The sequence below is a fragment of the Streptomyces arenae genome (assembly GCF_022343545.1).
Lineage (GTDB): Bacteria > Actinomycetota > Actinomycetes > Streptomycetales > Streptomycetaceae > Streptomyces > Streptomyces humi.
Map to the genome: position 1 here is coordinate 88504 of NZ_JAKQYH010000086.1, position 17367 is coordinate 105870.

15 protein-coding genes are annotated in these 17367 nt (G+C 71.1%); 5 read left to right on the forward strand and 10 right to left on the reverse strand.

From position 1 onward, the window contains the following. Positions 1-138: 138 nt before the first annotated feature. Positions 139-1809 (reverse strand): choline dehydrogenase, encoded by a 1671-nt coding sequence (gene betA, locus MB828_RS39060; RefSeq protein ID WP_301652300.1) that lies wholly within the window; start codon positions 1807-1809, stop codon positions 139-141. 150 nt (positions 1810-1959) lie between these two features. Here betA and MB828_RS39065 point away from each other — a divergent pair, with 150 nt between their 5' ends. Next, the gene (locus MB828_RS39065; protein ID WP_301652301.1) at positions 1960-2757 is read left to right on the forward strand and encodes an IclR family transcriptional regulator; all 798 of its coding nucleotides are present in this window, start codon (positions 1960-1962) and stop codon (positions 2755-2757) included. Between the two features lie 59 nt (positions 2758-2816). Here MB828_RS39065 and MB828_RS39070 read toward each other — a convergent pair whose 3' ends face one another. The 5 genes from MB828_RS39070 to MB828_RS39090 all read right to left on the reverse strand — a co-directional run bounded on the left by MB828_RS39070 (position 2817) and on the right by MB828_RS39090 (position 7217). Further along, complete coding sequence (locus tag MB828_RS39070) at positions 2817-3950, reverse strand: aromatic ring-hydroxylating oxygenase subunit alpha (RefSeq protein WP_301652302.1); 1134 nt, start codon at positions 3948-3950, stop codon at positions 2817-2819. 52 nt (positions 3951-4002) lie between these two features. After that, on the reverse strand, positions 4003-5166 hold the full coding sequence (locus MB828_RS39075; protein ID WP_301652303.1) for an NAD(P)/FAD-dependent oxidoreductase: 1164 nt from the start codon (positions 5164-5166) through the stop codon (positions 4003-4005). Next, positions 5163-5525, reverse strand: a complete 363-nt coding sequence (locus MB828_RS39080; RefSeq protein WP_133028920.1) for a bifunctional 3-phenylpropionate/cinnamic acid dioxygenase ferredoxin subunit — start codon at positions 5523-5525, stop codon at positions 5163-5165. Before MB828_RS39080 ends, MB828_RS39075 begins: the two co-directional genes overlap by 4 nt. 307 nt (positions 5526-5832) lie before the next feature. Beyond that, positions 5833-6921, reverse strand: a complete 1089-nt coding sequence (locus MB828_RS39085) for an S-(hydroxymethyl)mycothiol dehydrogenase (RefSeq protein WP_301652304.1) — start codon at positions 6919-6921, stop codon at positions 5833-5835. A 128-nt stretch (positions 6922-7049) separates the two neighbouring features. Continuing rightward, positions 7050-7217, reverse strand: a complete 168-nt coding sequence (locus MB828_RS39090) for a hypothetical protein (RefSeq protein WP_301652305.1) — start codon at positions 7215-7217, stop codon at positions 7050-7052. Between the two features lie 216 nt (positions 7218-7433). On the opposite strand from MB828_RS39090, the gene MB828_RS39095 reads away from it, so the two are divergent. Continuing rightward, positions 7434-7874 (forward strand): SPW repeat protein, encoded by a 441-nt coding sequence (locus MB828_RS39095; protein WP_133028918.1) that lies wholly within the window; start codon positions 7434-7436, stop codon positions 7872-7874. A 75-nt stretch (positions 7875-7949) separates the two neighbouring features. Here MB828_RS39095 and MB828_RS39100 read toward each other — a convergent pair whose 3' ends face one another. Continuing rightward, positions 7950-9431: an APC family permease gene (locus MB828_RS39100; protein WP_301652306.1), complete on the reverse strand. Its 1482-nt coding sequence runs from the start codon at positions 9429-9431 to the stop codon at positions 7950-7952. Positions 9432-9549: 118 nt separating this feature from the next. Between MB828_RS39100 and MB828_RS39105 the strand changes: the two genes are divergently transcribed. Both MB828_RS39105 and MB828_RS39110 read left to right on the forward strand, forming a co-directional pair. Beyond that, a complete protein-coding gene (locus MB828_RS39105; RefSeq protein WP_301652307.1) occupies positions 9550-10734 on the forward strand; it encodes an ROK family protein in 1185 nt (394 codons plus the stop codon). Between the two features lie 112 nt (positions 10735-10846). Continuing rightward, positions 10847-13618, forward strand: coding sequence for a glycoside hydrolase family 2 protein (locus MB828_RS39110; RefSeq protein ID WP_301652308.1), 2772 nt, complete (start codon positions 10847-10849; stop codon positions 13616-13618). Here the strand turns inward: MB828_RS39110 and MB828_RS39115 are convergent. Beyond that, a complete protein-coding gene (locus MB828_RS39115) occupies positions 13605-15035 on the reverse strand; it encodes a hydrolase (RefSeq protein ID WP_301652309.1) in 1431 nt (476 codons plus the stop codon). The genes MB828_RS39110 and MB828_RS39115 overlap by 14 nt on opposite strands. A 217-nt stretch (positions 15036-15252) precedes the next feature. On the opposite strand from MB828_RS39115, the gene MB828_RS39120 reads away from it, so the two are divergent. Then, positions 15253-15516 carry a GlsB/YeaQ/YmgE family stress response membrane protein gene (locus MB828_RS39120; protein WP_133025177.1) on the forward strand — a complete coding sequence of 88 codons (264 nt, stop codon included), beginning with the start codon at positions 15253-15255 and terminating at the stop codon, positions 15514-15516. A gap of 134 nt (positions 15517-15650) precedes the next feature. Here the strand turns inward: MB828_RS39120 and MB828_RS39125 are convergent, their stop codons facing one another. Then, entirely contained in the window at positions 15651-16424 is a 774-nt protein-coding gene (locus MB828_RS39125) for a GNAT family N-acetyltransferase (protein ID WP_301652310.1), read from the reverse strand. 50 nt (positions 16425-16474) lie between these two features. Beyond that, entirely contained in the window at positions 16475-17329 is an 855-nt protein-coding gene (locus MB828_RS39130; protein WP_301652311.1) for a GNAT family N-acetyltransferase, read from the reverse strand. Between the last annotated feature and the right edge of the window lie 38 nt (positions 17330-17367).

A 17367-nucleotide genomic window follows, 5' to 3' on the forward strand; every position in this document is an offset into this window, starting at 1 on the left:
GAACTTCGCGTTGCGCATTGTGCATTGGATTGCTTGTGGTGGAACACCCTGGCCGAACAGGCTGACGAACGTCAAGGGGTCCGCTCATCCCGATCGGGCCGCGAAACAGCCACGCCGCCGCGCGGCCGCGCCCGGCGGCTACCCGGCCTGCTTCTGGGCGTCGCGGTGCCGGTAGTAGGCGGCCTTCGACGGCGCCAGGGGCTCCTTGCCGAGGATCAGGTCGGCCGCCTTCTCGGCGATCATCATCACCGGCGCGTAGATGTTGCCGTTGGTGACGTACGGCATCACCGAGGCGTCCACCACCCGCAGGCCTTCCACGCCGTGCACGCGCATGCTCGTCGGGTCGACGACGGACATCTCGTCGGTGCCCATCTTGCAGGTGCAGGACGGGTGCAGGGCGGTCTCGCCGTCCTTGGCGACCCAGGCGAGGATCTCCTCGTCGGTCGCCACCGACGGGCCGGGCGAGATCTCGCCGTCGTTGTAGGGGGCGAGCGCGGGCTGGTTGAGGAGGTCGCGGGCGACCCGCACCGCCTCGACCCACTCGCGCCGGTCCTGCTCGGTGGAGAGGTAGTTGAAGCGCAGTGCCGGGTGTTCGTGCGGGTCCCTGCTCCTGATCTTCACCGAGCCGAGGGCGTCGGAGTACATGGGTCCGACGTGGACCTGGTAGCCGTGGCCGCCGGCGGGCACGGAGCCGTCGTAGCGGACCGCGATCGGCAGGAAGTGGAACATCAGGTTGGGGTAGTCGACGTCCTCGTTGCTGCGGCAGAAGCCGCCCGCCTCGAAGTGGTTCGTCGCGGCCGGCCCCTTGCGGAACAGCCACTGCAGGCCGATGAAGGGCGCCCGCCACTTCGCCAGGTACGGCTGGACGGACACCGGCTGCTTGCAGCCGTACTGGATGTACACCTCCAGGTGGTCCTGGAGGTTCTCGCCGACGCCCGGCAGGTCGTGGACGACGTCGATGCCGAGGGCGCGCAGCTCCGCCGCGTTGCCGACGCCGGAGAGCTGGAGCAGCTGCGGGGAGTTGATCGCGCCGCCGCACAGGATGACCTCCTTGGCGCGGACCTGCCGGAGGGCGCCCCTGCCGCGCCGGTACTCGACGCCGACGGCCTTCTTGCCCTCGAACAGGACGCGGGTGACGAGGGCGCGGGTCCTCACGGTGAGGTTGGGGCGTCTGCGGGCGGGTTTGAGGTACGCCTTGGACGCCGACAGCCGCCGGCCGCGGTGGACGTTGCGGTCGAACTTGGCGAAGCCCTCCTGCCGGTAGCCGTTGACGTCGTCGGTGGGCGCGTACCCGGCTTCCTCGGTGGCCTTCAGGAAGGCGGTGAAGAGCGGGTTGGTGGCGGGGCCGCGCTCCAGCACCAGCGGTCCGTCGTGGCCGCGGAACTCGTCGTCCGGGTCGGCGGCCAGACAGTTCTCCATCCGGCGGAAGTACGGCAGGCAGTGGGCGTAGTCCCAGGTCTCCATGCCGGGGTCGGCCGCCCAGCGCTCGTAGTCCATGGGGTTCCCGCGCTGGAAGATCATGCCGTTGATGCTGCTGGAGCCGCCCAGCACCTTGCCGCGGGCGTGGTAGACACGACGGCCGCCCATGTGGGGCTCCGGCTCGGACTCGTACTTCCAGTCGTAGAAGCGGCTGCCGATGGGGTAGGTCAGCGCGGCGGGCATGTGGATGAACACGTCCCACGGGTAGTCGGGGCGGCCCGCCTCGAGCACGAGCACCCGGTTGCCGGGGTCGGCCGAGAGCCGGTTCGCCAGTGCGCTGCCGGCCGATCCGCCGCCGACGATGACGAAGTCGTACTGCAAGGGAGCCATGGTGCCTCGTCTCGCTCGCGCCGTCGATGTGCGCGGCATGCTAGTACGGGTAGCGCTATACGCACCAGGTTGCGAACAACGCAACTTGTAAGATCTTTGTTCACACCGCGTTACTTGGAGTGCGTTGTTTACTGCGCGTATAGTTTCGCTATGAGCAACTTCAGTCCGGATACCGAAACGAACGGCTCATCCTCCGGCGGCGTGCAGTCCGTCGACCGCGCCATCAGCGTCCTGGAGATCCTCGCCCAGCGCGGGGAGGCCGGGGTGAGCGAGGTGGCCGCGGAGATCGACGTGCACAAGTCGACCGCGTTCCGTCTGCTCGGCGCCCTGGAGGCGCGCGGCCTGGTGGAGCAGGCGGGCGAACGGGGCAAGTACGCGCTCGGCTTCGGGATCGTACGCCTCGCCGGGGCCGTCACGGGCCGTATCGACGTCACCCAGCAGGGCCGCCAGGTGTGCGAGCGGCTGGCCGACGAGATCGGCGAGACGGTCAACATCGCGGTGATGCAGGAGCACTACGCGATCAACCTCTACCAGGTGCGCGGCACGGCCGCCGTCAGCGCGCACAACTGGGTCGGCCAGCTCACCCCGCTGCACGCCACCTCCAGCGGCAAGATCATGCTGGCCCATCTGCCCGCCACCGAACGGGCCGCGCTGATCGCGGACTCCGGCCTGAAGAAGGTGACCCCGCACACCATCTCCTCGAAGGCGAAGCTGGAGAAGAACCTCAGCGAGGCCCGGGAGCGCGGTTACGCCTGGACGCTGGAGGAGCTGGAGATCGGGCTGCACGCCATGGCCGCGCCGATCCGCGACCGGGACGGCCAGGTCATCGCCTCGATCAGCGCTTCCGGACCGTCCTACCGGTTCACCGAGGAGCGGATGCACGAACTCGCCCCGGTGCTGGTCAAGGGCGCCGAGGAGATCAGCCACCGGATGGGCTACCTGGGCTGAGCACCCGCGGGACGACCGCCGTGGGGCCCGCGTTCAGCCGCTCGCGCGGGCCACGGGCGTCACCCCGGCCGCCCGGTGCCGAGCCGCTCCTGCACCCAGTCGTGGAAGGCGCCGATGTGGTGCTCGCTGGGCACCAGCACACCGCCCTTGGCGTACAGCCGTGAGCTCATCCCCGGCTGGGTCCGCTCGCAGGCGTCGAAGTCCTGGCGATTGACCCGGTCGAAGAGCTCCACGGACCGGCTGACGTCCTTGCCGCTCGCCACGACGTGCGGGAGATAGAGCCAGTCGCACTCGACCACCGTGCGGTCGACGGCCACCGGGTACATCCGGTGGAAGATCACGTGGTCGGGCACGAGGTTGATGAACACCTGCGGTTTGACGGTGATCGCGTAGTACCGCCGGTCCTGGTCGTCGGAGACGCCGGGGATGCGGTCGAGGCCCTCGGAGCCGTCCACCGTGAAGCCCCGCACGTCCGCGCCGAACTCCGCGCCGTGGCCCACGTAGTACTGGGCCGCGTAACCGTCGGCGAACTCGGGGAGCACCTCGGTGAGTTCGGGGTGGATGGTGGCGCAGTGGTAGCACTCCATGAAGTTCTCGATGATGAGCTTCCAGTTGGCCTTGACGTCGTAGACGATCCGCCGGCCGACGGAGAGGTCCTCGACTCCGTAGCGCTCGATCGACGCGACATCGCCCAGCCGCTCGACCACGGCCCCGATCACGTCCTCCTCGAAGGACGGCGGGTTCTCCGCCAGGCACACCCACACATAGCCGAGCCACTCGCGCACGGCCACACCCACCAGGCCGTACTCGGTGCGGCCCACGTCGGGCATCTTGGTGAGGTTGGGCGCCGCGACCAGCTTGCCGTCGAGTCCGTAGGTCCAGGCGTGGTACGGGCACTGGAAGGCCCGCGCGACCTCGCCGGCCTCCTCGGTGCGCAGCTTGGCCCCGCGGTGCCGGCACACGTTGAACCAGGCGCGGATCCCCCCGTCCCGGGCCCGGGTGACGAGGATGCTCTCGCGGCCCACGTCGACGGTGCGGAACGCGCCGGGCTTCGGCAGGTCGGCGGCACGGGCGACGCAGAACCACATCGTCTCGAAGATGCGCTCCTGTTCCTGCGCGAAGATCCCGGGATCCGTGTAGGCGGAGCCGGGGAGGGTGGCGATCAGGCTGTCCGGCAGGCTGGTCGAGGTCACGGTGCACTCCTCGGAGAACGTCGTGGATCGATGGGGTGGCGCGGTCGCCGGGTCAAGACGCGGCGGTGCCGAACTGCTTGCGGGCGCGGGTGAACAGCCGCGGCTGGTTCATGCCGAGCACCGCGACCGGCCGGCCGGCCCGCCGGTAGACGGCGAGGAAGCTGCGGTCGTCGGTGGAGCCCTCCTCGACGGTCACGCTGTCGGCCCCGGCGGCCTGCCCGACGAACTGGATCTTCACGCCGTACTGGTCGGACCAGAAGTACGGGGGCCGGGGGACACCCGGTGCCGTCGCGCCGTGGGCCAGCAGGGCGGCGACGGCGGCGGCCGGCCGTTCCAGCGCGCCGGTCCAGTGCTCGACCCTGCGGTGGGTGCCGGTGCCCGGGTCGTACCAGTTGGCGCAGTCGCCGACCGCGACCACGGCGGCCAGGCTGGTACGGCCGTCGGCGCCGCACTTCACGCCGTTGTCCAGCGCGACGCCGGAGCCTTCGAGCCAGTCGACGCAGGGACGGGCGCCCACTCCGACGACGACGGTGTCGGCGGGCACACTGCGCCCGTCCTCCAACAGAACGGCCTCCACCCGGTGTTCGCCGCCCAGCCCCTTGACGCCCACCCCGCACAGCAGCCGCACCCCGTGGTCGGCGTGCAGGGCGGAGACGACCGCGCCCATGGCCTGGCCGAGCGGCCCGGCCAGCGGAGTCGGTGCCGCCTCGATCACGGTGACGTCGAGCCCGAGGGCGTACGCGGTGGAGGCGACCTCGGCGCCGACGAACCCGCCGCCGATCACCACCAGCCGGCCGCCCCGGGCCAGGTCGTCCCGCAGGGCGCGGGCGTCGTCCAGGGTGCGCAGCACGTGGACCCCGGCGAGGCCGTCGGTGCCGGGCAGGGTGCGCGCGGCGGCACCGGTGGCGACGACCACGCCGTCGGCGCGGACCTCCCGGCCGTCGGCGAGCCGGATCGCCTGCCGGGTGCGGTCGAGACCGGCGGCCCGGGTGCCGAGCAGCCACTCGGCGTGGAGTTCCTCGCGGTCCCGCTCCAGTGCGAGGTCCGCCTCGCCGACGGTGCCGGCCAGGAACTCCTTGGACAACGGGGGCCGGTCGTAGGGGCGGTGGGCCTCGTCGCCGATGACGACCAGCCGGCCGTCGTACCCCCGCTGCCGCAGCGAGCGCGCGGCCGACAGACCGGCCAGCGAGGCGCCCACCACGGCCACGGTCCTCACGCGGCGCCGCCGGCGAGGCGGGCGCTGACGCAGGGCGGCAGATTGGGCGCGTCGGTGGAGAGCCGGACGTAGACCGTGCCGTCCTCGACCACGATCTGGTGGGTGCGGACCGGGTGTCTGGCCGGGGGCGCGTCCACGGCTCCGGTGCGCAGGTCGAACTTCGAGGCGTGCAGGGGGCATTCCACCTCGCAGCCTTCCAGCCAGCCGTCGGCGAGCGACGCGTCCTGGTGGGTGCAGGTGTCGTCGATGGCGAAGAGCTCGCCGTCGTCGGTGTGGAACACCGACACGGGCGGGTCGATGTCGAGCCGGTGGGCCTCGCCTCGCGGCAGATCCTCGAGACGGCACGCGGGAATCATCATGACACCTCGGTGCGTATAGCGAAACGGATTGCGGTAAGCGCAACGTCAGTTTGAGGGCGGCCCCGAAGCGTTGTCAAGGCGTTCACGCGCCGGTTTGCCGGGGCCGCCACGGCGTCCGCCCGGGCTCGCCCGAGCACCCGGAAAACCGGGTGTGAGCTGCGAAAACACCCGTCCCGTCCGATACGACGACGGCCCCGCCCGGGGTCGCCCGAGGGGGCCGTCACCGAGGCGGGGCCGTGCCGTGGCAGTAGCGGCCGGCGGTTGCCGTGGATCCGCTAGCGAGGCCGCGAGACGCCGGCGTCGCCCGTCACAGGAGCACCACCGAGCGCAGGACGTCACCGTGGTGCATGCGTTCGAAGGCCTTCTCCACCTCGTCGAGCTGGATGGTCTCGGTCACGAAGGCGTCCAGCGGCAGCCGGCCCTGCAGGTGCAGGTCGATGAGCATCGGGAAGTCCCGGGACGGCAGACAGTCGCCGTACCAGCTGGACTTGAGGGCCCCGCCGCGGCCGAAGACGTCCAGGAGCGGGAGTTCGAGCTTCATCTCGGGAGTGGGCACGCCGACGAGGACGACGGTGCCGGCGAGGTCGCGGGCGTAGAAGGCCTGCCGGTAGGTCTCCGGGCGGCCCACCGCCTCGATCACGACGTCGGCGCCGAAGCCGCCGGTCAGTTCGCGGATCGCCTCGATGGGGTCGCCCTCACGGGAGTTGACCGTGTGGGTGGCGCCCAGGGCGCGGGCCTTCGCCAGCTTCCGGTCGTCGATGTCGACCGCGATGACCCTCGCCGCGCCGGCCAGGTGCGAGCCGAGCACCGCGGCCGCGCCCACACCGCCGCAGCCGATCACCGCGACGCTGTCCCCGCGTCCGACGTCGCCGGTGTTGATCGCGGCGCCGATGCCCGCCATCACCCCGCAGCCGAGCAGCCCGGCGACGGCCGGGGAGACGGCCGCGTCGACCTTGGTGCACTGCCCGGCGGCGACCAGCGTCTTCTCGGCGAAGGCGCCGATCCCGAGGGCCGGGGAGAGTTCCTGCCCGGTCGAGGCGAGGGTCATCCGCTGCTTCGCGTTGTGGGTGTTGAAGCAGTACCAGGGGCGGCCGCGCAGACAGGCCCGGCAGTTCCCGCACACGGCACGCCAGTTGAGGATCACGAAGTCGCCCGGCGCGACATCGGTGACCCCGTCGCCCACGGCCTCGACCACGCCCGCCGCCTCATGGCCCAGCAGGAACGGGAAGTCGTCACTGATCCCGCCCTGACGGTAGTGCAGATCGGTGTGGCAGACCCCGCACGCCTCGACCCGGACCAGCGCCTCCCCCGGACCGGGATCGGGCACCACGATGGTCTCCAGACCGACCGGGGCACCCTTGCTCAGCGCGACGACTCCGCGGACCTGCTGGGACATGGCCACTCCTCGACTGACAGAGCCGGCGAGACGTTGCTCATTGCGCGGCACATCTCGCATTCCGCAACACAGCATCGCGGAGCCCTGAATCACCGGTCAAGGATTCGGCGAACCGCGCCCCTGCCGGGTCAGTCCTCGTCCGTGCGGACCACGACCAGGAACGCGTCCGTCTTCAGGTCCATCACCACCGTGGCCGGCTTGCCCTCGGCGCGGCACTCGGCCGCGTACTCCTCGGCCGGCCACGAACCCCGGGGGGACCCGGCAGGGAATCGCTCCAGAATCTTCGCACCCGTCATGACCTGCACCTCCTGGGTCGCCGTCCGCCGTAATGTTCGGCTGCCCCACATCGACGCGGACATGCCCGAAATGCCGAGCACCACTGACCGTCGGCCGGAGAGCCGCACATAAGACAGAGAGCTACACATAAAGAGGAAATAAGAGCAGAATGGAGCAAGCGGCGTAAATCGCACGCACCAGACGCGATCAGGCCTGCAAGTCAAAGGAGACGAGTCATGGCCAACGTCTCGCACGGCAGAAGTGACATAACCAGCCATCCCGATGTCTCCGAGATGCGGGAGCGCTACGCCCGCATGCTCGGCGGCCGCGACGTGGCGCTCGTGGACGGGCCGGTGTTCCTGCTCGGCCTGTACTGCGCGGCGTCCCCGTGGATCGTCCACTACGCGGCGAGCCAGCCCGCGCTCATGACCCACAACCTGATCATGGGCATAGCGATAGGGCTGCTGGCGCTGGGCTTCACCCGGGCCCCGGAGCGCATGTACGGCCTCAGCTGGGCCATGTGCGCGCTGGGCATCTGGATGATCATCGCGCCCTGGGTGGTCGGCACCAGCCCGGACACGGGGGTCGTCATCAACAACATCGTCATCGGCGCGCTGGCCCTCTGCCTCGGCCTGGTGTGCGCCGCCTCGTCGGCCAGGCGGACGCCCATGGCATAGCCGTCACGAGCACCTCCTGGAAGGGAGGACACGGGGCCGGCCCGGCGACGCGGACCGGCCCCGTCGGCCGCCCGGTCACACGACGGCCGGCTGCTCCGGCGCGGCGAGGTACTCCTCATTGATCTCTCTGGGGCCGAACGGCCACACCTTCTCGACGCGCGCCCACAGCACGAACGCCACGCAGCCGAGCGCGAGCCAGGCCAGGGACCACTCGATGGGGTGGCGGCCCGGGGAGTTCTTGTCGGCGTAGCCGTAGATCACGCACCAGCCGGCGAAGGCGACGATGCTGGGCAGGGGGTAGAGCCACATGCGGTACGGCCGCTTCAGGGCCGGCTGCCTGCGGCGCAGCACCGAGAGCGCGACGATCTGCGCCAGTGCCTGGACGATCACCATCACGGTGGTGAGCAGCTGGATCAGCGTGGCCAGGTCGGTGTGGCGGCCGATCAGGAACCCGATCGCGGTGATCACGCCCATGGTCGCGAGGCCCAGCATCGGGAAGCGGTGCTTGGGGTGCAGTTTCTCGTAGGGACGGAAGAAGACACGGTCGCGGGCGGCGTCGTAGGGCACCCGGGAGCCGCCGAGCAGGCCGGTGAAGACCGAGGCGAAGGCCGTGATCAGGATCAGCACGGTGACGGTGTCGGCGGCGCCCTTGCCCCAGGTCTTCTCCAGGACCGCCGAGGCCACGGAGGTCGACGCGATGTCGGAGGGGTCCGTCATGCGGTGCCAGTCGATGACTCCGAGGGTGCCGATCTGGAGCAGCAGGTAGATCGCCATGATGCCGAGGATCGAGAAGAGGATGGAGCGCGGCAGCACCCGGCCGGGCTCCTTGATCTCGGCGCCCATGTAGGCGGTCGTGTTGTAGCCGAGGTAGTCGTAGATGCCGATGGTCAGTCCCGCGGCGAAGCCGAGCCAGAAGTGGTCGCTCGTCAGGTCGAAGGCGTGCGCCGGGTAGGTGAAGGCCAGGTGGGGGCTGAAGTCGCTCGCCGCGGCGACGATCACCAGCAGCACCGAGGCGATCATGACCGCCCACATCACGGCGGTGATCCGGGCGATGTGCTCGATGCCGCGCCAGAGCAGCAGCACCACCAGGGCGATGACACCGAGTCCGATCAGGTCGCCGGAGGTCCGGCCGAGCCCGGGGGCGAGGTAGCCCAGGTACTGGACGAAGCCGACCACACCGGTGGACATGATCAGCGGGATGAAGAGCATCGCCGTCCACACGAACAGGAACGGCATCAGGCGTCCGGTGCGGTACTGGAAGGCCTGGCGGAGATAGACGTAGCTGCCGCCGGAGCCGGGCATCGCGGCGCCCAGTTCGGCCCAGACCAGGCCGTCGCAGAGCGCGAGCAGCGCGCCCGCGACGAAGCCGATGACGGCCTGCGGGCCGCCGAACGCGGCGACCATCAGCGGGATGGTCACGAAGGGGCCGATGCCGCACATCTGGCTCATGTTGATGGCGGTGGCCTGGAACAGGCCGACGCGGCGGACGAAGCCGCCGTCGGGCGGCGCGGCGCGGAGGTCGTCGGAACGGACGGGACGGCCGGGACTACCGGACATGGCGGGGCTCCTGACGCGAGGAGGAGGGACGTCGGCCGAGGAGGCGGGATGGCCGATAAAGTTAAGGAGCCTTACTAGATGCGTCAAGTATGCGCCGGGAATCGGTGAGAATGATGCGATGGCCGCCAGTGACGTCGTAGAGCAGCAGGACCAGCCCTGGAGCCGGCAGCGCCTGCGCAGCTCCAACGAGCGGCTGCTGCTGGCCCGGCTGCGGACGCTCGGCTCCGCCTCCCGTGCCCAACTCGCCCGCGAGACCGGCCTGTCGAAGCCGACCGTGTCCAGCGCGCTGGCCGCGCTGGCGGCGGCGGGCCTGGTCCGGGAGGCGGGTACGCACGCCCCGGAGCGGGGTCGTACCGCGGTGCTGTACGCGCCCGACCCGGCGGCGGGGTACGCCCTCGGCGTCGACGTGGGCCGCGGCTGGCTGCGGGTGGCGCTCGCCGACCTGGACGGCACCCTGGTCGCCCGCTCCGACGTGCGCAACCGGGCCCGCGGTGCGGACGCCATGGCCGGCCTGCTGGTCACCACCGCACGACAGGTCGTCGCCAACTCGGGGGTGGACCCGGCCGAGGTGGTGCACGGGGTGGTGGGCACCCCGGGCGTGTACGACGAGCGGCAGCGCCGGGTGCGGTACGCGATGCACCTGCCCGGCTGGGGCCGCGCGGGGCTCTTCGACCGGATGCGCGAGGACCTGGGCGTCCCGCTGGAGGTGCACAACGACGCCAACCTGGCGGCGCTCGGCGAGTACACGTACGGCATCGGGGCGGGCAGCCGGCTGTTCGCGTACATCATGATCGGCACCGGTCTGGGCATGGGCGTGGTCAGCGAGGGACGGCTGTTCACCGGGGCGCACGGGCTCGCCGGGGAGATAGGGTTCCTGCCCTGGCCCGGACAGCGCAGGCCGGAGCGGCTGGAGGACGCGGTGTCGGGGGTGGCCGTGGCCGAGACCGCGCGGCGGCTGGGGATGACGGGGCAGCTCACCGCGAAGTCCGTGTTCGACGCGGCACGCCAGGGCGACCCGGCCGCCGTCGAGGCGGTACGGCTGGAAGGCGAGCGGATCGCGCACACGGTGGCGGCGGCCGCGGCCGTGCTCGATCCCGACCTGGTGGTGCTGGGCGGCGGGGTCGGGCACAGCGTCGACCTGCTGCTGCGTCCGGTACGCGAGCATCTGCGCACCCTCACCCCGCTGCGTCCGAAGCTGGCGCCCAGCCGGCTCGGCGAGGACGCGGTACTGCTCGGCGCGGTGGCCACGGCCCTGGGAACCGCCCGTGACCTGGTCTTCGAGCGCCGGTCGGCCGCGTCCTGAAACCGGCGCCACCAACTCGCGCGGGGCCCACGGTGATTGACACACCCCTTTCGGGACCCTAGCTTGAGCCGAGTTAGTAAAGTTTCCTAACTTTACGAGCCTGGAGACCGCCGTGTTCCCTCGCCCCGCCCCCGGACACCGCCTCGCCACGGCCGCCGTGGCCCTGGGCCTGCTCTGCTCACTCAACACGAGCGCCTGGGCCGGCGCCAGGAACCCGGCCGGTGCCACCGCCCACTCCCCCTCGTTCGGCCACCCCAGGATCACCCGGGTGCCGTCCGCCGCCGGGTCCAGGACACCGCTGGCGGGCTACGCGATCCGCTCCACGGCCGAGGTGGGCGACTCCGCGTCGGCGGTCTCCTCCCCCGGCTATCCGGCGCGGGACTGGTATCCGGCGGGCCCCCGCTCCACGGTGCTGGCAGCGCTGCTCGCCGACGGCGTGTACGACGACCCGTTCGTCTCCACCAACCTCCAGAAGATCCCCAAGTCCCCCTTCCAGGTGCCCTGGTGGTACCGCAGCGACTTCCAGGTCGACGACCCCTCGCAGCGCAGCTACCTGGACTTCAGCGGGGTGATCTCGGCGGCCGACGTGTACGTCAACGGTCAGCGGGTCGCAACCGCCTCGGACGTCACCGGCGCCTACACGCACCACGAACTGGACATCACCTCGCTGGTCAGGTCCGGGACGAACACGGTCGCCTTCCGGATCCAGCCCAACGACCCGAACAAGAACCTCACCATGGGCTGGCTCGACTGGCTCCAGCCGCCGCCCGACCAGAACATGGGCATCGTCCGGGACGTGGTGGTGCGGCGCGGCGGCCCGGTCGCGCTGCGCGACGCGCACGTGGTGACGGAGCTGGCGGTGCCGTCCCTCGCGACGGCGGACCTGACGGTGCGGGCACAGGCCCGCAACGACTCCGACGCGCCGGTCACCGCCGAGGTCTCCGGCACCGTCGCCGGCGTGCCGCTCACCCGGTCGGTCGCCCTCGCCGCCCACGAGACCAGGACCGTGACCTTCACTCCGGACGACACCCCGGATCTGCGCCTCACCTCCCCGAAGGTGTGGTGGCCCGCGGGCATGGGCGGTCAGCCGCTCTACGGCCTCGATCTCACCGCCTCCGTCGCCGGCACGGCCTCGGACACCGCCCACGAGACCTTCGGCGTCCGGGACGTCAGGGCCCCGCTGAACTCCGACGGCGCCCGCCAGTACTCGGTCAACGGCCGCCGGCTGCTGATCAAGGGCGGCGGCTGGTCGCCGGACGAGTTCCTGCGCTGGGACCGCACCTACGCCGAGGACCGCCTGAAGTACGCCCTCGACCTGGGCCTGAACGCCATCCGGCTGGAAGGCCACATCGAGCCCGACGAGTTCTTCGACCTCGCCGACCGCCTCGGCGTCCTCACCCTGCCCGGCTGGGAGTGCTGCGACAAGTGGGAGGGACAGACCAACCCTGGCGAGAGCGGCGAGAAGTGGACCGCCGCCGACTACCAGGTCGCCCAGGCCTCGATGGCCGCCGAGGCCGCCCGGCTGCGTGACCACCCGAGCGTGGCCTCCTTCCTGATCGGCAGCGACGCCGCGCCCGACGCGAAGATCGAGAAGAACTACCTGGACGCCCTGGGCGCCGCCGACTGGACCGTCCCGGTGGTGCCCGCCGCCTCCGACAAGTCCGCTCCCCAGCTGGGCGGTTCGGGCATGAAGATGACCGGCCCCTACGACTGGGTCCCGCCGTCCTACTGGTACGCCAAGCGGGAGGGCGGCGCCACCGGCTTCAACTCCGAGACCAGCGCGGGCCCGGACATCCCGACCCTCGACACCCTGCGCCGCATGATGACCCCGGCCGAACTCGACACCCTCTGGAAGAACCCGGACGCCAAGCAGTACCACCGCTCGCCGTCCTCGACCTTCGGCACCCTGAAGGTCTACGACGCCGCGCTCACCGGCCGCTACGGCGCCCCGAAGAGCCTGACCGACTACGTCCGCAAGGCCCAGCTCGCCCAGTACGAGAACGTCCGCGCCCAGTACGAGGCCTACGAGCGCAACCAGACCGACGCCTCGAAGCCCTCGACCGGCGTCATCTACTGGATGTTCAACAGCGGCTGGACCTCCCTGCACTGGCAGTTGATGGACCGTCACCTCGACCAGGGCGGTGCCTACTTCGGCGCCAAGAAGGCCAACGAGCCCGTGCACGTGCAGTACTCCTACGACGACCGCTCGGTGGTCGTCGTGAACAACCGGCACGCGGCGGCGTCCGGGCTCACCGTCCGGGCGACCCTCTTCAATCCCGACGGCACCGAGAAGTACGACCGGACGGTCGGCGGGGTCACGGTCCAGGGCGACGGCGCGCACGGCACCGCGCTCACCCTGCCGGCCTCGGTGAGCGGTCTGTCCTCCGCCTACCTGGCGCGGCTCGTCCTCACGGACGCCGACGGCAAGGAGGTCAGCCGCAACGTCTACTGGCTCTCCACCAGGTCGGACACCCTCGACTGGGCGAAGACCGACTGGTGGCACACGCCGACGACGGGCTACGCCGACCTGACGGCACTGTCCTCTATGGCCCAGGTGCCGGTCACGGCGACGGCGTCCACGACCGGGGCGGACGGCACGTCCACCACCACGGTCACGGTCCGCAACACGGGCACGGGAAAGACACCGGCCCTGCTGACGGACGTCCACCTGGTCGACGCGAACGGCACACCGGTACTGCCCGTACGGTGGTCGGACAACGAGGTCAGCCTGTGGCCCGGCGAGTCGGTGACCCTGACGGCCACCTACCGGACCGCTGATCTGCACGGCTCGGCGCCCCAGGTGCGGGTGTCCGGCTGGAACGCGGTGGAGCGGACGGTTCCGGCGGGCGCGCCGGAACCGTCCGTCCCGCTCAGCTCACGTTGAGCGCGGTGTCGTCGACGACGAAGGACGTCTGGAGGGTCGAGCCCTCGACACCGGTGAACTTGATGGTGGCCGTGGTGCCGGCCAGGGAGGAGACGTCGAAGCTCTTGAGGACGTATCCGGAGGCCGCGTTGAGGTTGGAGTACGTGGCCAGGGTGGTGGATCCGGCGGTGACCGTCAGCTTGTCGTAGGCGGTGCTGGTGGTGGTCTCCGCGGTGTCCACGTGCAGATAGAAGCTGAGCGTCGCGGAGCAGCCGGACGGGATCGTCACCGACTGGGACAGCGTGTCGGTGTGGGCGGATCCGTAGCCGTCGAGCCAGGCCTTGTAGGAGCCGGTGCGGGCCGCCTCGCTGCTGGAGTTGGTGATGACCCCGCTGCTGGCGGTCCAGGTGGTGTTGCCGGACTCGAAGCCGGGGTTGCCGAGGAGCTGGGCCGCGGTGCAGGTGCCACCGCCGCCTCCTCCACCGCCGCCGCTGCCGCTGCTCGCGCCGGTCAGCCAGGCGGTGGCGTTGAGGGCGAGGGCCGCGTTGGTGGCGCCGGTGTCGTTCCAGCCGTCGTACAGCGTGTTGCCGGACTGGCCGGTCCCGTCGTCGATGGGGGAACTGTCGCCCCAGAAGGCGACCCGGCCGCTGCCGAAGGTGCTGGTGAGGAAGAACGCGCCGGTGTTGCCCGAGTAACCGCTGCGGTACACGAGCCCCTTGACGTTCGAGTTGTCGGCGGGCTTCAGGGTGGCGGTGGTGCCGTCGGCGATCAGGCTCTTGGTGACCGTGCCGTAGGAGCCGTTGAGCACCGGGTCGGTGCTGTCGCTGATCGCGGCCGGGTAGCCGGAGCTGATGTCGAGGGAGTCGATGGAGAAACCGAACGGGTCGGTCGAGTCGACGCTGTTGCTCGTCATCAGGTCGTTGAGGATCTCGACCGCGTCCTCACCGTCGTTGTTGCGGTCGGCCCCGGTGTGGTCGGAGATCATGAACAGCCCGCCGCCGGCCTTCACGAAGTTCATGATCGCGGTCTTCTCGGCGGTCGTGAACAGCGTGTTGGGCTCGGGGAGCACCAGGGCGTCGAAGTTGGAGAGGTCGGTGGTCGCGGAACCGCCGTACGTCAGCGCGCTGGTGGCGGTCTTCAGGCTGTAGCTGCCGGTCTTCTGGAGAGCCACGCCCCACGAGGAGAGCGCGCCGGTCCAGTCGGTCTCGGAGGACGGGGAGGAGTCCTCGGAGAGCGGGTCGGGCTTGCTGGTGGAGATGATCCAGTCCGCGTTGCCGGCCTCCTCGGCGTGGCCGTCGTCGAACAGGACGCGGTACGTGGTGGCCGCGTGGGCGGGCGCGGCCCCGGTGCCGAACTGGAGGGCGGCTCCGGTGACGAGCAGCCCGAGCCCGGCCAGGGCGGTGGTGAGTCTCTGGCGGGATCTGCTGGATCCAAGCATCCGGCGAACCTCCATGAGGGGTGGGGAAGAGGCGGTGCGGGGCGCCAACTCTGCGCGCGTAGAACCGGCTTGAGATTTCTACACGCGTCGACTCTTTGAAAGGTACATGGCATGTCCGGTCGGTGAACAGAAAACCGCCGTAACAACCGGAGGGGACTGGCCCCGTCTCCAGCGGGCAGATTGGAGTGCAGCGGAGTCCGGCAGGAGAGGGGCGGAAATGGAGATCTCGGGCATCATCAGCGCCATCGTCATCGGAATCATCATCGGTGTGCTGGGACGCCTGGTCGTCCCCGGCCGGCAGCACATCGGTTTCCTGTGGACCATCGTCGTCGGCATCGTGGCGGCACTGCTGGGTTCGGCGATCGCGGCGGGCTTCGGCGTGGCCGACACCAAGGGTCCCGACTGGATCGAGTGGTTCATCCAGATCGCCCTGGCGGCGGTGGGGGTGGCGGCACTGGACCGGGCCAAGGCACGCCGGTGACCTCCGGGCGCCCGGTCAGGGGCGCCGGACCGTGATCGCGATCCGCGTCCACGCCGGGTGGGGCGCCGCGGGCAGTCGAGGCTGCCCCGTGGCTGCTCACCCGGCTACGGGCAGTTGAGGCTGCGCGTAGCAGTTCACCCGGCGTGGACGTACGGCGTGGTCGTGCCCAGGGCGTGGAATCCGAGCCGTTCGAGGATCGGCCGGCTCATCGCGGACGCGTCCACCTGCAGATACCGGTAACCGTGGGCCGCGGCGACACGTGCGCGGTGGGCGACCAGGGCCCGGTACACCCCGCGCCCCCGCCACTCCGCCACCGTACCGCCGCCCCACAGGCCGGCGAACCGCGTCCCCGGCGGCAACTCCATGCGGGCGGCGCTCACGGGCTCCTCCCCGGCCAGCGCCACGACGGCGACCACCGTGTCGGGCCACTCGGCCAACTGCGCCAGCAAGCGGTGCCGCAGCCGGGCCCCGTCGGTGCCGAAGGCCTTCTCATGGACGTCCACCAGGAGATCCACCCCGGCCGCGTCCGTGACCTGCATGGTCCGCACGCCGTCCGGAAGCCCGGCGTCGACGCGCAGTCCGGCGGTCTCGGCCACCATCAGCGTCTCCGCCGGCTCCGGCCGGAACCCGGCCGCGACCAGCCGTGCGCCGAGATCGCACGGGAGGTCGTGGCCGTAGAGCTTCCACTCGAACTCCTGGCCCAGCGCACCGAAGAACTCGACCTGCTCGGCGATCGCCCCGTCCGCGGTCGTCTCGTCCAGCGCCGACCACAGGACGCCGTTCCACCCTTCGGCGTCCGCGAACTGGCGCACCACCGCGCCGACGCGTTCGACCCGCGTGCCGGGGCCGTCGGGACGCGCGCCCTCACGCATGTCACGGTCGTACAGAGCGAGCACTCGGAGATCCATCCGAGTACTCCAGCATCCGAGCCGTGCCGCGGCAACGCATTTGCCGGGGGTCAGCCGAGTTCCAGTGTCGTCACGCCGAACACCCGGTCGCGGGCGTGGTCCCGGACCGGGCCCGTGTACATGCGGGCGGTCTCGAACGACGGGGTGAAGCCCGCCGCTTCGGCGAGGGCGACGGCTGCCGTGCTGGTCTCGGGTACGTCGATGGCGACCTCGGCGCCGGCCGCCGCCGCGCTGAGGGCGGCGAACAGGGCGTGGGCGTCGGCGGCGGTGTCGGCGAACAGCGGGCCGATGCGCAGGCTGTCGCGGCCGGGGCGGAGCACGCCGTAACCGGTGACACGGTCGCCGTCGTGGCGGACGAGTGCGGTGTGGCCGGGGCCGGTCAGCCAGGCGGCGACGAAGCGCGGCCGGTCGGCGGGGTGACAGGCGCTGTCGTACGCCGTGACGGCCGCGAGGTCGGCCGGGCGGACGGCGCGGACGCCCTCGGGCACCTCGGCGGCCGGGGCGGTGCCGGTGAAGCGGATCGTGCGGTGGGCCGACTCGAAGCCGGACTGGCGGTAGTTGTCCTGCTGGGCCACCACGCCGTCCAGGCCGATGGTGCGGTTGCCGGCGTGGGCCAGCGCGGTCTTCCAGGTGGCGTAGCCGTGGCCCTGGCCGCGCAGGTCCGGGCGGACCAGGTAGCAGCCCAGGAAGGCGTAGTCGGGACCGTGGTTCACGACGGAGATGGCCGACACCGGTTCCCCGTCGATCCGGCCCAGGAAGAAGCCCTCGGGGTCCTGCGCGAAGAAGGCCGGCCCGTCCGACAGTCCGGGGTTCCAGCCCTCGTCGGCCGCCCAGCCGCTGATCACCGGCCAGTCGTCGAGCGTGGCCCGGGTGACGACGAGGTCCTGGGGGGCCGGAGAGGTCATCGATGCGCTCCCTTGCGTGACGGGGTCCGAGGGCACGG